The sequence below is a fragment of the Streptomyces sp. NPDC088553 genome (assembly GCF_044752965.1).
Taxonomy (GTDB): Bacteria; Actinomycetota; Actinomycetes; order Streptomycetales; family Streptomycetaceae; genus Streptomyces.
This window is the reverse complement of the sequence record NZ_JBIVMG010000001.1, coordinates 434,653-449,362: the sequence shown is the minus strand read 5'-3', so window position 1 is coordinate 449,362 and position 14,710 is coordinate 434,653. Positions and strand designations below refer to the sequence as shown.

Below are 14,710 nucleotides of genomic sequence, written 5' to 3'. Positions count from 1 at the left end.
ACGGTACTTGACCTTCCGCCCGGTACGCGCGGAGGATCACCGCATGGATCGACTCCTCAGCCGCGCCGTCGACGGTGTCCTGCGCATGAGCGCCCAGCGCGTCCCCGACCGGATCGCCCTCCGCCACGCCGACCGGACCTGGACGTACGCCGAGCTGGACGCGGCCGTCTCCACCGCCGCGGCCGTCCTGCGGGAGCCGCACCACGGCCTCGGTCTGCCCGAGACCGCCCGGGTCGCGACCTACGGCCACAACTCGGACGCCTACCTCATCGCGTTCCTCGCCTGCTCCCGGGCGGGCCTGATCCATGTGCCGGTCAACCACCACCTGACCGGCGAGGACCTCACGTACCTCCTCGAACAGTCCGAGACCTCCCTGGTCCTCGCCGACCCCGCCCTCGCGGAGCGCGTACCGGACGGTTTCGCGGTCAAGGCGCTGCGGGACGCGCCCGGTTCCCTCCTCGACGCGCTCGCGGAGCCGGAGGCGTACGACAGCGACCGTGACGCCCGGGAGTGCGTCCAGCTGCTCTACACCTCGGGCACCACCGGGCTGCCCAAGGGCGCGATGATGACCCACCGGGCGCTCGTCCACGAGTACGCGAGCGCGATCGAGGCGCTCGACCTGCACGAGGACGACCGGCCGGTGCACGCGCTGCCGCTCTACCACTCGGCGCAGATGCATGTCTTCCTGCTGCCGTATCTCGCCGTCGGCGCCGAGAACACCATCGTCGACGGACCCGATCCGGCCGTCCTCTTCGACCTGATCGAGGCGGGCCGCGCCGACAGCCTCTTCGCCCCTCCGACCGTGTGGATCGGCCTCGCCAACCACCCCGAGTTCGCCAGCCGGGACCTGTCGGCCCTGCGCAAGGCCTACTACGGGGCCTCGGTCATGCCCGTACCGGTCCTCGAAGGGCTGCGCGCGCGGCTGCCCGCACTGCGCTTCTACAACTGCTTCGGCCAGTCGGAGATCGGCCCGCTCGCCACCGTCCTCGGCCCCGACGAGCACACGGGCCGGATGGACTCCTGCGGCCGGCCCGTCCGCCACGTCGAGGCGCGGGTCGTGGACGAGGACGGCAAGGACGTGCCCGACGGCACGCCCGGCGAGATCGTGTACCGCTCACCGCAGCTGTGCGACGGGTACTGGCGCAAGCCCGAGGAGACCGAAGCGGCCTTCCGCGGCGGCTGGTTCCGCTCGGGCGACCTCGCCGTCCGCGACGCCGAGGGCTATCTCACCATCGTCGACCGGGTGAAGGACGTCATCAACTCCGGTGGTGTGCTGGTCGCTTCGCGCCAGGTGGAGGACGCGCTCTACATCCACCCCGGGGTCGCCGAGGTGGCCGTGATCGGCCTCCCCGACGAACGCTGGATCGAGGCGGTCACGGCGGTGGTCGTCCCGCGCGGCGAGGTCACCGAGACGGAACTCCTCACCCACGCGCGGGAGAACCTGTCCCACTTCAAGGCCCCGAAGCGCGTCCACTTCCTTCCGGAACTGCCCCGCAACGCGAGCGGCAAGATCCTCAAGCGGGAGCTGCGCGAGCGGTACGCGGACGGTCAGGCGGGCTTGAGGCAGTAGTCCCGCTGGAGCGTCTCGGTGTACGGGAGGCTGTCGGTACGCGCGTTCCACTCCATGCCGCAGTCGGTGAAGGCGTCCCGGGGCGCGTCGACGACCTTGACCACCTTCAGCTGCTTTCCCTCGCCGCAGGTCCGTTCCGCCCACAGCACGGTGGTGGGGAGAAACCCACCGTCGCCCTGGCCGGCGTCGAGACAGTCCCCGGCTACGACGTGCGGGGCCACGCACAGCTTCTGCGCCGTCCAGCGCTCGCCCATGACGGACCCGTTGGGGCAGGAGCCGTCCGACCCTGCCCCCATGACGACCGTCCGGGCGCCGCTTTTGCCGCAGTCGACCACACGCGGCCGACTGGGAGCGAACGTCTCCTCGCCTGTACGGGTGTTTCCGAGGCAGTCACCGACGACGGGGACCCGGTCGGCGTCGGGGTCGCCGCCGAACAGCCCCTGGCGGTATCCCACATAGCCGCCCGTCGCCAGCACCATGGCCGCCAGCACACCGGCCACCGCGCCCAGGACCCGGCGCCGCGGTCCCGGGGACACACGCGCGGGCCGCGACGGGGCAAGAGGGCCGCGGGGCGGGGCCGTACGCGTGGGCGCTTCATGGGCTCCGGCCGAGGCGCCGGGGGTCGGGGGCGCCTCATGGGCTCCCGTCGGGGTGGCGGGGGTCGGGGGCGCCTCGAGGGCGGCCTCCGGGATGTCGGGAATCGAGGACGCCGGGGCCTCGACGGCCACCGGCGCCTCGTCCGGCCGCGGTGCCACGAAGTCCTGGTGCGCCCGGATCACGGCCGTCCACGACGCCGGGAGCAGTTCGCTGCCGCCCGTCGGGTCCTTCGCGAAGCCGACGAGCAGGGCCACCGGTGTCGGCCGGTCCGCCGGGGACAGCGAGAGCAGCGGAAGGACCAGTTCCCGCAGCTCCTCCGGCAGGAGGGCATCGTCGACCTCGGCGCGCTGGACGCGGGCCAGCAGCCGGAACGCGTCGTTCACCGGCCCGTACGGGAACCGGGACGTCGCGAGATGGAGCAGCGTCGCCCCCATGGAGTACATGTCGGACGCCGCTGTCGACGCCTCGCCGCGCGCCTGCTCCGGTGACGTGAAGGCCATCGTGCCCAGCGTCAGCGTGGTGCGGGTCAGGTCGAGGGCGTGGGAGATGCCGAAGTCGATGAGGCGGGGGCCGGACAGCGGCAGCAGGACGTTGCCCGGTTTGACGTCGCGGTGGACGACACCCGCGCGATGGAGGTCCGCGAGGGCCTCGGCCATGCCGACGGCGATCCAGCGCACGGCCGGGGCGGGCAGCGGGCCCGCCTCCCGGACGAGCTCGGCGAGCGAGGGGGCGGGGATGTACTCGGTGGCCATCCACGGCTTCGGGGCCTGCGCGTCCGCGTCCATCACGGAGACCGTGAAAGCCCCCGTGACACGGCGGGCCAGCGCGACCTCACGGGCGAAGCGCCGCCGGTCGGACTCCTCGGGCACGCCGTCGGCGAGCAGCGTCTTCACCGCGACGAGCCAGCCGCTGACGGTGCGAGCGAGATAGACCCGTCCCATGCCGCCGGAGCCGATCCGGCCGATCAGCCGGTACGTGCCCAGCCGGCGCGGGTCGTCCCCCTGTAACGGCTCCAGTCGTGGCCCAACCATGCCGAGTCCCCCCGCTCCCGGTGACGCCTGGGGCCAGAGTGGTCCCACCCCTGCCGCAGACCGTACGCGATCAGGCACATCCGCAGGGGCCGTTCGCCCACGATCGGCCAGGTCCGACACCGGAACCGGGGCCGGGCAGCCAGGGCCTGTCCGGCGGATCATGGCCGGGGCCGACCCTGATCCGCCGGTCCGCCCGTCCGCCGGTCCGCCCGTCCGCCGGACCGCCGGACCGCCGGATCGCCGGACCGCCGGACAGACCTCAGGACGACTTCCGCAGGTCCACGATCCGCTTGATCTTGCCCACCGAGCGCTCCAGGGTCTCCGGGTCGACCACCTCCACGCCCACCGAGACCCCGATCCCGTCCTTGACCGCCGCCGCGATCGACCGGGCCGCCTCCGCACGCTGCTCGTCCGTCGCGCCCGCGCGCGCCTCGGCCCGTACGGTCAGGGCGTCGAGCCGGCCCTCGCGGGTCAGCCGGAGCTGGAAGTGCGGGGCCACGGCCGGGGTGCGGAGGACGATCTCCTCGATCTGGGTGGGGAAGAGGTTCACCCCGCGCAGGATGATCATGTCGTCGCTGCGCCCCGTGACCTTCTCCATCCGCCGGAACACCCTGGCGGTCCCCGGCAGCAGACGGGTCAGATCGCGCGTCCGGTAGCGGACGATCGGCATGGCCTCCTTGGTGAGCGAGGTGAAGACGAGCTCCCCCTCCTCGCCGTCCGGCAGCACCTCGCCCGTGAACGGGTCCACGATCTCCGGGTAGAAGTGGTCCTCCCAGATGTGCAGGCCGTCCTTCGTCTCCACGCACTCCTGGGCCACGCCGGGGCCGATGACCTCCGACAGGCCGTAGATGTCGACCGCGTCGATCGCGAAGGCCTCCTCGATCTCCTTCCGCATCGCCTCCGTCCACGGCTCGGCGCCGAAGACGCCCACCTTCAGGGAGGTCGAGCGAGGGTCCACGCCCTGCCGCTCGAACTCGTCGAGCAGGGTCAGCATGTACGAGGGGGTCACCATGATGATCTCGGGACGGAAGTCCTGGATGAGCTGCACCTGCCGGGCCGTCATGCCGCCCGACGCGGGGATCACCGTGCACCCGAGCCGCTCCGCGCCGTAGTGCGCGCCGAGTCCGCCCGTGAACAGGCCGTAGCCGTACGCCACATGGACCTTGTGCCCGGGGCGGGCCCCGGCGGCGCGCAGGGAGCGGGCGACGACGTCCGCCCACATGTCGAGGTCGCCGTCGGTGTAGCCGACGACGGTCGGCCGGCCGGTGGTGCCGCTGGAGGCGTGGATGCGCCGGATCCGGGACTGGTCGACGGCGAACATGCCGAAGGGGTAGTGGTCGCGCAGGTCCGTCTTGGCGGTGAAGGGGAAGCGGGCCAGGTCCGCGAGCGTACGGCAGTCGTCCGGGGTCACCCCGGCCGCGTCGAAGGAGCGCCGGTAGAAGTCCACGTTCTCGTACGCGTGGCGCAGGCTCGCCCGCAGCCGATCCAGCTGGAGGGCCGCGAGCTCCTCACGTCCGAGCCGTTCGCCGCTGTCCAGCAGTTCCGTCATCGCGCCACTCCTCCACGGTCGTAAAACGGACGACCGATCATTCGGTCGATCCGTTCCCGGTCAGTAAAACCGGAGGTACCGGGGGGTTGGCAAGGGGGCGGAGAAAAAACGTGGCCCCCGCAGGGAGAGCGGTGGCCCCCGCGGGGGAAAGGCGACCCCTGGGGGAAGGGTGGCTCCCGCCGGGGAGAGGACCCGCGGGGGAAGCGTGGCCCCGCCCGGTAAACCCGTTGCCGGCCGCGGGGCCGGGTGCTGGAGTGGCCCGCATGGAACCCCAGCACCTTCGTGACCTGTACGACCGTCAGCTCCGCCGTGACGCCCGCCCCGACGGGCCCGGCTGCCGGGTCGAGCGGGTCGGCGACGTCGTCCGCCAGACCGGGCCCGCGCACGCCTGGAACGGCGTCCTCTGGTCCGGTCTCGACGCGGGGAACGCCGACCGCGCCATCGCCGGCCAGATCGACCACTACCGCGCCGAAGGCCTGCCCTTCGAGTGGAAGCTGTACGCCCACGACACCCCCGCCGACCTCGGCGAAAGGCTCATCGCCGCGGGATTCACCGCCGAGGACCCCGAGACCCTGATGGCCGCCGAGGCCGCCGCGCTGCCCCACGACGTACCGCTGCCCGCGGGCGTCGAACTCCGCGCCGTCACCGACGAGTCAGGGGTACGTCAGGTGGCCGAGGTCCACGAACGCGCCTTCGGCACCGACAGCGCCCACCTCGAACGCCAGCTCCTGGACCGGCTCGCGGCCGACCCCGACACCGTCACCGCCGTCCTCGCCCTCGCCGACGGCGAACCCGTCAGCGCCGCCCGCCTCGAACTCTGCCCCGGCACCGACTTCGCGGGCCTCTGGGGCGGCGGCACCGTCGAGGCCTGGCGCGGACGCGGCCTCTACCGCGCACTCGTCGCCCACCGCGCGCGCATCGCGGCCGAACGCGGCCACCGCTACGTCCAGGTCGACGCGGCCGACACGAGCCGGCCGATCCTCCAACGCCTCGGATTCCTCACGCTTTCCACCACGACCCCTCACACCTACGGCGGGTAGTCCGCCCGCCTCCCCGGAGTTCCCCGGAGACGGAGCGGGCCGGCTGTCCGGAAACGGTAGGGTGCCGTCCGGCAATCGAGGTCTGCGTGGGGAGACACGAGTTCATGAGTGGTCAGCAGTCGGGTCGCGGGGGCGGCACGGGCGAGGTCTTCCAGCCGCTCGCGGCCGACGATCCCACCACGGTCGCGGGATACCGGCTCGCCGCACGGCTGGGCGCCGGCGGCATGGGCAAGGTGTACCTGTCGTACACCCCTGGCGGCCGGCCCGTCGCCATCAAGCTGATCCGCCCCGAGTTCGGCGAGGACGCGGAGTTCCGCCGCCGCTTCGCCCAGGAGGTGCGCTCCGCGCAGCGCGTCCAGGGGCTCTTCACCGCGCCCGTGATCGACGCCGATCCCGAGGGCGCGCAGCCCTGGCTTGCGACCGCCTACGTCCCCGGCCCCTCGCTCGCCGACGCGGTCGTCTCCCACGGCGCACTGCCCGTGGAGACGGTCCTCCTGCTCGTCGCGGGCATGGCCGAGGCCCTGCACGTCATCCACGGCGCCGGGATCGTGCACCGCGACCTCAAGCCGTCCAACGTGCTGCTCGCCGCCGACGGGCCCCGCGTCATCGATTTCGGCATCGCGCACGCGGCCGACGCGACCTCCCTCACCGGCAGCGGCGTCACCATCGGCACCCCCTCGTTCATGGCACCCGAGCAGGCCGCCGGGCGGAGGGTGACCGCGGCCACCGACGTCTTCGCGCTGGGGCAGGTCGCGGCGTACGCGTCGACGGGTGTCCCGGCGTTCGGCGAGGGGACCTCGCACGGCGTCCTCTACCGGATCGTGCACGAGGAGCCCGACCTCAGCGCGGTGCCCGAGCGCCTCAGCGAGCTGGTCACCCGGTGCCTGGCGAAGGACCCGGAGGCGCGGCCGTCGCTCGCCGAGATCATCCAGCTCTGCCAGGCCGCGAACGCGGCGACCGTCCTCCGTCGGCCCGAGGACTGGCTGCCGGCCCCGGTCTCCGCCGACATCACCGCGCGTGCCGCCGCTCCGGCCCCGGTCCAGACGCCGCCGCCCCCGACGACCGCGCCCACGGGCGGCGGCCACCCGCCCACCGCCCCGGCCTACTCGCCGACCGCTCCGTCGACCCCGGTCCCGCCGGCCGCGCCGCCCGGCGCCTACGGGCCGTCCGTCGGCCACCAGGCGACCCCGCCGCCCGGGCCGTACAGCACGCCCCCGCCGCACGCGGCGCCGACCCACGCCGCGCCGGCGCACATGGCACCGACCCATGCGGCCCCCGGTCATGCCTATCAGCCGCCCCAGGGGCCGTACCCGTCGGCGGCGTACCCGCACCCCGGTGCCCCCGGCGGGCCGATGGCCATGCCGCCCGGCGCACGGCGCGGCTCGGCCAGGAAGGGGCTGCTCGTCGCCGTGGCCGCCGTCGTCGCCTTCGGCGCCGTGGGCGGTGTCACCGCCTACACGCTCCTGAAGGACAAGGAGCAGACGAACGCCTCGGGCAACGACAAGCCGAGCGGCGGTACGGGCGGCGCCACGTCCTCGGGCACCACCGGCACCGACGGAACCGGTGGCACGAGTACGAAGCCCCCGACGGCGTCCGCCGCGAAGCCCGCCGACTTCAAGACGATCAACCTCACCGCCGGCTACCACCTGACCCTCGGGGACGAGGTCGTACGCCCCCAGGACGGCGAGGACGGCGGGTACGAACTCTCCTACGACACCGGCGGTTACCTCGACGCCGAGAGCAGCGGCGGCAACCTGGTGCTCCTCGACCCGGGGCAGGTGGGTTCGCTCGACGTGTGCCGCGCGGAGACCCGGTTCACCAAGGAGGTGTACGTGAACAAGCTGTCCCAGGGCCGGCAGCTCTGCGTCACGACGGGGACCGGCCACATGGGCCTCGTCACCGTCAAGGGCATCTCCCCGGAGGGCTCGCCCAGCACCTACATGACGCTCGACGTCACGGTCTGGCGCAACGCGGCCCCCACGTCGTAGATCAGGACGCCCAGTGCGCGGGGCGCTCGAAACCCTCCGGGAGGCGGGTCTCGGCGTTCCCGCGCGCCGCGTTCAGCTGGGGCTGCGTCAGGAAGAGGGCGCCGGTCAGGTCCGCACCCGACAGATCGGCGTCCCGCAGGTCCGCGCCGATCAGGTCCGCGAGCGACAGGTCCGCGCCCGTCAGATCGGCCGCGATCAGCAGCGCCCCGCGCAGGTCGGTGCCGCGCAGCTTCGCGCCGCGCAGCCGCTTGCCGATCAGGTCCGCCCCGCGCCGGCTCTTCGGCTTCCCGCCGGCCGTGGCACGGACGAGCTCGCTCGTCCGCAGGAGCAGCTCGTTCACCTCCGCGCGCACCTCCGGCACCCTCAACTTCTCCAGGTCGTCCGCCGAGCCAGCGGTGAGGTCCTCGACCCGGGCGAGCGCCGTCCGCAGCTCGGCGTGGACGGGACGGGCCGCCGGGCGGGCCAGCGCCTCCGTGAGATAGCGCAGCAGTTCGTGGAGCTGGCGCATCACGTAGAACACGTCGTACATCCGGCTCGCGGTCTCCGGTGCCTCGCGCCAGGACACACCACCGAAGGTCACCTGGGAGACCTGCTGGCCGGCGCCGAAGCAGTCGTAGACCGTGCAGCCCTGGAAGCCGCTCGTCCGCAGCCGGGTGTGGATGCCGCAGCGGAAGTCCTCCTGGAGGTTCCGGCAGGGCTCTCCCGGCGCCTTGTTCACGGCGAAGTCGGCCGACTTCGCGAAGGGCAGCGCCACACAGCACAGGCCGAAGCAGTTGGCGCAGTCGCCGCGCAGTGCGGATTCCCGGGTCTCGGGCACGGTCGAACGATTCCTTCGCTGGTCGGGGACGGTCCACCCACCGTATCGCGCTCCCCGTCAAACCCGTTGCGAAGATCGTTCGTGGTCCGTGAGGATCGGTGCCATGCCACAGTTCACCTCGTACGACGGAACCGAACTCGCCTACCGGATCGTGGGGGAGGGCGAGCCCCTGGTGTGCCTCGCGGGCGGGCCGATGCGCGACGCCGTCTACCTCGGTGACCTGGGCGGACTCGCCGCGCACCGCGCCCTGGTCCTGCTCGACGCCCGGGGGACCGGGGCGAGTGCCGAGCCCGCCGACCCCGGCACCTACCGCTGCGACCGGCAGGTCGGCGACGTCGAGGCCCTCCGCGTCCACCTCGGCCTGGAGCGGATCGACCTGCTCGGCCACTCGGCGGGCGGGAACCTGGCCACCCTGTACGCCGCCGCCCACCCCGAGCGGATCCGCTCCCTCGTGCTCGTCACCAGCCTGGGTCGCGCGCTCGGCGTCGGCACCACCGACGAGGAGTGGGACGAGGCCGTCGAGATCTTCGCCGACCGGCCCTGGTACGCGCAGGCCAGGGCCGCGCTCGACGCGATCGGCCCGGACACTCCGGAGTCCCGCGTACGTGAGATCGTCGCGCCCTTCGCGTACGGCCGCTGGGACGCGGCCGCCCAGGACCACGCGGCCCGTGACGCGGAGCAGTGGAACCGGGAGGCGGGCCCCGCGTACCACGGCGAGGGCGCGTACACGCCGGAGGCGACCCGCCGCGCGCTCACCGCGCTCACGGCGCCCGTCCTCGTGCTGGCGGGGGAGTACGACGCCGGACCCACCCCGGCCAAGGCCGCCGAGGCCGCCGCCTTCTTCCCGAACGCCGAGCTCGTCGTCCTGCCGGGCGCCGGACACTTCCCGTGGGTCGACGACGCGGAGGCGTTCGTCCGCCCCGTCGCCGCCTTCCTCGATCCGGAGGTCCGTACGGTCACGGTGGACGCCGTCCGCCTCGCCTACCGGGTACGGGGCTCCGAGGACGCCCCGCCCGTCGTCCTGGTCCACGGGCGGGGCGAGAACAGCACCACGTGGGCGCGGATCGCGGCAGAGCTCGCCGCCGACCACCGGGTGTACGCGGTCGACCTGCGCGGCCACGGCCTCAGCGACCGGCCCGGCCGGTACGGCTTCGACGACTTCCGTGACGAACTCGGCGGCTTCCTCAAGGCCCTCGGACTCACCGGCGCCACGGTCGTCGCCCACTCGATGGGCGGCGGGGCCGCGTATCTCCTCGCCGCCCGGGAACCGGACCTGATCGGGCGGCTCGTCCTGGAGGACGTCCCCGTGTTCTTCCCGCTCGACCCGCCGCGCCCCCGGGCCGAACGCCCCGAGGGTCCGCTCGGCTTCGACTGGGAGATCGTGCCGTCCACCAACGCCCAGCTGAACGATCCCGACCCGGCCTGGCGCGAGGAACTCCCCGCGATCACGGCCCCGACGCTCGTCGTGGCGGGCGGCCCGACCAGCCACGTCCGCCAGGACCAGCTGTCCTGGCTGGCCGACCGGATCCCCGACGCCCGGTTCGTCACGATCGGGGCGGGGCACCTCGTCCACACGGACGCACCGGACGAATTCCTGTCCGCACTGCGGGAGTTCGGCCTCTAGAGGGACGGGCCTCCCGCCGATCGGGTCGTGGCGACGGGGCCGCCGTCACCCGCCGTGGCGCTCCTGGGCCTCCATCACCTCGTCGCCGTGCTCGAAGGCCCACGCGCCGAAGGCGTCGATCGGACCGAGCAAGCTCCGTCCCAGGTCGGTGAGTTCGTAACTGATCCTGGCCGGAGCGCCGTCCTCCACGCGCCGCTCCACCAGTCCGTTGAACTCCAGCCGCCGCAGCGTCTCGGTGAGGACCTTGGAACTGATGCCGCCGATGAGCTCCCGGAGTTCGCCGTGGCGGCTCGGGCCCCGTCGCAGGGACCAGAGCACCACGGCGTTCCAGGTGTTCGACAGCAGGTCGAAGGCGAGGCGGGCACGGCAGTCGGCGAGATAGGCGTCGGACGTCACGTACCAGATGGTGCCCGACCGCCTTCCTAATGTCGTCCCCGAGGCGCCGAAAGCCGGCGCGGAGAGGGGACGGACGATGCGGATCGGCGTACTGGGCACGGGCAACATGGCGGACGCCCTGGCCACCCACTGGGTACGGGCGGGACACGAGGTCCTCGTCGGGGGCCGCGACGGGACGAGGGCGCGGCACCTCGCGAGCCGCCTGGGCGGCGGAACCGGCTACGGAGACCTGCGCGCGGCCGCGGGATTCGGCGACGTGACCCTCGCCGCGCTGCCGTACGGCGTGGGGGAGACGGTCGTCGGCGAGCTGCGGGCGACCCTGGCGGGGAAGGCGCTGCTGGACTGCTCCAACCCCGTGGGACCCGGCTTCCGGCTGCTCACGGACGGCGGCCCCTCGGCCGCGCGCCGCCTCGCGGACGCCGCACCCGGAGCACGGGTCGTCAAGGCCTTCAACCTGTGCCACGAGGACGTGTGGAGGATGAACCCTCCCGTCTTCGACGGACAGCGTCTCGCCGTCCCGGTGTGCGGCGACGACGACACCGCGCTCGCGTGCGTACGGCAGCTGGTGCGGGACGCGGGCTGCGCCCCGCTGACCGGGGGAGGCCTCGACAGGGCGGGGCTCCTGGAGGCGACGGCCGCGCTCTTCATCGGCCTGTGGGTCGGGGAGAACGCGGACGCCCGGGCGATGGCGCCGCCGCTGGCGTTCGCGGCGGGCCCGGCGGAGGAGACGCCGCCGGGTGCCTAGAGCCTGTCCCCGCCCATGGGCCGATCGGCCCATGGGCGGCGCGCCTCGGCCGTAGGCGCTCACGCCCGTGGAGGATCGTTCGGGCGGCGCCCTCGGACGGTGCCCGACCTCGCCACGGCGCGACATGACAGGAGCCAGGTGTGACCACGCGACTCAATCCCTATCTCAGCTTCTCCGGCGACGCGAAGCAGGCCCTGGAGTTCTACCAGCAGGTCCTCGGAGGCACCCTCGACCTCAACACGTACGGCGGGTTCGGCGCCGAGGCGCCGCCCGGCTACGCCGAAAAGATCATGCACGGCATGCTGGAGACGCCCAGCGGCTTCACCTTGATGGCCGCCGACAATCCGCCGGGCACGGAGCAGACCCCGGCGGGCGGCTTCGCGGTGAGCCTGAGCGGCGACGACGCGGACGAGCTGCGCGGCTACTGGGACAAGCTGTCCGACAGCAGCACCGTGGCCGTCCCCCTGGAGAAGCAGATGTGGGGCGATGTGTTCGGCATGTGCACGGACAAGTTCGGCATCACGTGGATGGTCAACATCACCGAGCGGAGCTGACCGGGCTCGCGCTCGCGTCTACGGCTTCGTGTCCGGGCCCGTGTTCGTGTCCGCCTCCACCGCCACCGTGCGGGCCCAGCGGTAGTCCGCCTTGCCGCTGGGGGAGCGCTGGATGCGGTCCGTGAGGACCAGCTGGCGCGGGACCTTGTACCCCGCCAGGCGGGGACGGCAGTGGGTCTGGAGGGTCTCCAGATCCAGCGGCGGGGCGTCCGCGCGGAGCTGGACGACCGCGGCGACGTGGTTGCCCCAGCGGGCGTCCGGCACTCCGGCGACCAGCGCGTCGTACACGTCGGGGTGGGACTTCAGGGCCTGCTCCACCTCCTCCGGATAGACCTTCTCGCCGCCCGTGTTGATGCACTGGGAGCCGCGCCCGAGGACCGTGACCACCCCGGTCTCGTCCACGGTCGCCATGTCGCCGAGGAGCACCCACCGCACCCCGTCCCGCTCGAAGAACGTCTCGGCGGTCTTCTCCGGGTCGTTGTAGTAGCCGAGCGGCACGTGACCGCGCTGGGCCAGCCGGCCGATCTCGCCGATGGCGACGGGGGCACGGGTCGCCGGTTCGACGACCTGGGTGCGTTCGTTGACGTGCAGCCGGAAGCCGTTGGCCGGGCCGGAGTCGTCGGTGGCGCGGCCGTTGGAACCGGACTCGGTCGAGCCGAAGTTGTTGAGGAGCAGGACGTTCGGCATCAGCTCCTGGAGCTGCGCCCGTACGGTCTCGGACATGATCGCCCCGGACGAGGACAGGCTGAACAGGGCGGAGAGGTCCGTGCCCTTCAGCGGCCCGCGCAGCGCGTCCACGAGGGGCCGCAGCATCGCGTCCCCGACCAGGGAGATGCTGGAGACCTTCTCCTTCTCCAGGGTGCGGAGGACCTCCTCCGGGACGTACTTGCGGTGCAGGACGACCCGCTGGCCGTAGTTGAAGGCGATGAACGCGGTCAGCGTGGATGTGCCGTGCATCAGCGGCGGCGCGGGAAAGAACGTGATGCCGGCGCCGCCGGCGGCGACCCGCTCGGCCAGCTCCTCGGGGCGCTTCACGGCCTCGCCCGAGGGGTCGCCGCCGAACAGCCCCGCGAAGAACAGGTCCTCCTGGCGCCACAGGACGCCCTTGGGCATGCCGGTCGTGCCACCGGTGTAGATGATGAAGAGGTCGTCGGCCGAGCGCGGCCCGAAGCCCCGCGCGGGTGAACCGGCGGCCTCCGCCTCGGCGTACGGTACGCAGTCGAGGTCGGCCGCTCCCTCGGGCGGGGTCCCCACCCGCACGAGGTGCCGCAGCTTCTCCGTCTGCGGCAGCGCCGCCGCGACCCGGTCGGTGAACTCGGCGTCGAAGACGAGTGCGGCCAGGTCGGCGTCCCGGTAGAGGTAGACGAGCTCCTCCTCCACGTACCGGTAGTTCACGTTGACCGGCACGATCCGTGCTTTGAGGCAGGCGAGGACGGTCTGCAGGTACTCGATGCCGTTGTAGAGGTGGAGGCCGAGGTGCTCGCCGGGCCGCATGCCCGCGTCGGTGAGGTGGTGCGCGATCCGGTTGGCGGCTTCGTCGAGCTCGGCGTAGGTGAGCCGACGCTCCTCGCCCGTCCCCGGATGATCGACGTACACCAGCGCCTCGCGATCGGGGACCGCGTCGACGACCGATTCGAACAGGTCGGCAAGGTTGTACTCCACCGTTCCTCCTGACCCCGGTTCGCACTGACTGGGCGGTCATTAGAGCGCCGACCGGCGACAGGGGGAAGGGGGTGCGCAGAAGAATCTGACTGAGTGTCAGAAAACTATTGAACTGGGCCCCCGGCTACTGCAACCTGTTCCAGAACTGGAGACGGGAGACCCCCATGGGTGGCACTGGTGGCACCGAACACCTCGGCGTACGGCGCGAAGGCGCCACGCTCGTCCTCACCTTGAACCGGCCCGAGGCCAAGAACGCCCTGTCGCTGCCGATGCTCGTCGGCCTCCACGACGGCTGGCTGGAGGCCGACGCCGACGACGGCATCCGCTCCGTCGTCCTCACCGGCGCGGGCGGCGCCTTCTGCGCGGGCATGGACCTCAAGGCCCTGGCCGGCAAGGGGATGGAGGGCGAGCAGTACCGGGACCGGCTCAAGGCCGACCCCGACCTGCACTGGAAGGCGATGCTGCGCCACCACCGCCCCCGCAAACCCGTCATCGCCGCGGTGGAGGGCTACTGCGTCGCCGGCGGCACCGAGATCCTCCAGGGCACCGACATCCGGGTCGCGGCCGCCTCGGCCACGTTCGGACTCTTCGAGGTCCGGCGCGGGCTCTTCCCGATCGGCGGCTCCACGGTCCGCCTCCCCCGGCAGATCGCCCGGACCCACGCCCTCGAAATGCTCCTCACCGGCCGCCCGTACTCGGCGGAGGAAGCCGCCCGGATCGGCCTCGTCGGCCGGGTCGTCCCCGACGGAACCGCCCTCGACGAGGCCCTCGGCATCGCCGAGCGGATCAACGCGTGCGGGCCGCTCGCCGTCGAGGCGGTGAAGGCCTCCGTGTACGAGACCGCCGAGATGACGGAGACGGAGGGGCTGGCCGCCGAACTGAAGCGGGGATGGCCGATCTTCGACACGGCGGACGCGAAGGAGGGGGCGAGGGCGTTCGCGGAGAAGCGGACGCCGGAATACCGGCGGGAGTGAACCGAGCTCCCACCCCGCCCCAGCCCCGAACCGGGGCTCCGCCCCAGACCCCGGTCCTCGAACGCCGGACGGGCTGGATCTGCCGCCGTGGTCCAGCCCCGCCGGCGTGTGAGGCGCCGGGTCCGGGGCGGAGCCCCCGGTCACGGGAAGGGGCGGGGCGGGG

Annotated in this window: 12 protein-coding genes; 7 read left to right on the top strand and 5 right to left on the bottom strand. The window is 72.9% G+C overall.

Annotated elements, in window-relative coordinates; translation table 11 throughout:
- The first annotated feature begins 43 nt into the window (after nt 1-43).
- Nucleotides 44-1,570, top strand: a complete 1,527-nt coding sequence (locus ACIP8Z_RS02060; protein ID WP_402077537.1) for a fatty acyl-CoA synthetase — start codon at nt 44-46, stop codon at nt 1,568-1,570.
- Here ACIP8Z_RS02060 and ACIP8Z_RS02055 read toward each other — a convergent pair.
- Together ACIP8Z_RS02055 and paaK are read right to left on the bottom strand one after the other, a co-directional pair.
- On the bottom strand, nt 1,549-3,198 hold the full coding sequence (locus ACIP8Z_RS02055) for a protein kinase (protein WP_402077535.1): 1,650 nt from the start codon (nt 3,196-3,198) through the stop codon (nt 1,549-1,551). The genes ACIP8Z_RS02060 and ACIP8Z_RS02055 overlap by 22 nt on opposite strands.
- A gap of 259 nt (nt 3,199-3,457) precedes the next feature.
- The gene (gene paaK / locus ACIP8Z_RS02050) at nt 3,458-4,747 is read right to left on the bottom strand and encodes a phenylacetate--CoA ligase PaaK (protein ID WP_402077532.1); all 1,290 of its coding nucleotides are present in this window, start codon (nt 4,745-4,747) and stop codon (nt 3,458-3,460) included.
- A 263-nt stretch (nt 4,748-5,010) separates the two neighbouring features.
- Between paaK and ACIP8Z_RS02045 the strand changes: the two genes are divergently transcribed.
- Together ACIP8Z_RS02045 and ACIP8Z_RS02040 are read left to right on the top strand one after the other, a co-directional pair.
- Nucleotides 5,011-5,787 (top strand): GNAT family N-acetyltransferase, encoded by a 777-nt coding sequence (locus ACIP8Z_RS02045; RefSeq protein WP_402077529.1) that lies wholly within the window; start codon nt 5,011-5,013, stop codon nt 5,785-5,787.
- 104 nt (nt 5,788-5,891) lie between these two features.
- Nucleotides 5,892-7,775 (top strand): serine/threonine-protein kinase, encoded by a 1,884-nt coding sequence (locus tag ACIP8Z_RS02040; RefSeq protein WP_402077526.1) that lies wholly within the window; start codon nt 5,892-5,894, stop codon nt 7,773-7,775.
- Between the two features lies 1 nt (nt 7,776).
- On the opposite strand, the gene ACIP8Z_RS02035 is transcribed toward ACIP8Z_RS02040, so the two are convergent.
- Nucleotides 7,777-8,592 (bottom strand): pentapeptide repeat-containing protein, encoded by an 816-nt coding sequence (locus tag ACIP8Z_RS02035; RefSeq protein WP_402077525.1) that lies wholly within the window; start codon nt 8,590-8,592, stop codon nt 7,777-7,779.
- Between the two features lie 103 nt (nt 8,593-8,695).
- Between ACIP8Z_RS02035 and ACIP8Z_RS02030 the strand changes: the two genes are divergently transcribed.
- On the top strand, nt 8,696-10,216 hold the full coding sequence (locus ACIP8Z_RS02030; RefSeq protein WP_402077522.1) for an alpha/beta fold hydrolase: 1,521 nt from the start codon (nt 8,696-8,698) through the stop codon (nt 10,214-10,216).
- Between the two features lie 45 nt (nt 10,217-10,261).
- On the opposite strand, the gene ACIP8Z_RS02025 is transcribed toward ACIP8Z_RS02030, so the two are convergent.
- A complete protein-coding gene (locus tag ACIP8Z_RS02025; RefSeq protein WP_402077520.1) occupies nt 10,262-10,612 on the bottom strand; it encodes a winged helix-turn-helix transcriptional regulator in 351 nt (116 codons plus the stop codon).
- Between the two features lie 76 nt (nt 10,613-10,688).
- Between ACIP8Z_RS02025 and ACIP8Z_RS02020 the strand changes: the two genes are divergently transcribed.
- Together ACIP8Z_RS02020 and ACIP8Z_RS02015 are read left to right on the top strand one after the other, a co-directional pair.
- A complete protein-coding gene (locus ACIP8Z_RS02020; protein ID WP_402077517.1) occupies nt 10,689-11,357 on the top strand; it encodes an NADPH-dependent F420 reductase in 669 nt (222 codons plus the stop codon).
- A gap of 140 nt (nt 11,358-11,497) precedes the next feature.
- On the top strand, nt 11,498-11,911 hold the full coding sequence (locus tag ACIP8Z_RS02015; protein WP_402077514.1) for a VOC family protein: 414 nt from the start codon (nt 11,498-11,500) through the stop codon (nt 11,909-11,911).
- An 18-nt stretch (nt 11,912-11,929) separates the two neighbouring features.
- Here ACIP8Z_RS02015 and ACIP8Z_RS02010 read toward each other — a convergent pair whose 3' ends face one another.
- Nucleotides 11,930-13,573, bottom strand: coding sequence for an acyl-CoA synthetase (locus ACIP8Z_RS02010; RefSeq protein WP_402077511.1), 1,644 nt, complete (start codon nt 13,571-13,573; stop codon nt 11,930-11,932).
- Between the two features lie 164 nt (nt 13,574-13,737).
- On the opposite strand from ACIP8Z_RS02010, the gene ACIP8Z_RS02005 reads away from it, so the two are divergent.
- Nucleotides 13,738-14,547, top strand: a complete 810-nt coding sequence (locus tag ACIP8Z_RS02005) for a crotonase/enoyl-CoA hydratase family protein (protein WP_402077508.1) — start codon at nt 13,738-13,740, stop codon at nt 14,545-14,547.
- Nucleotides 14,548-14,710: the final 163 nt, after the last annotated feature.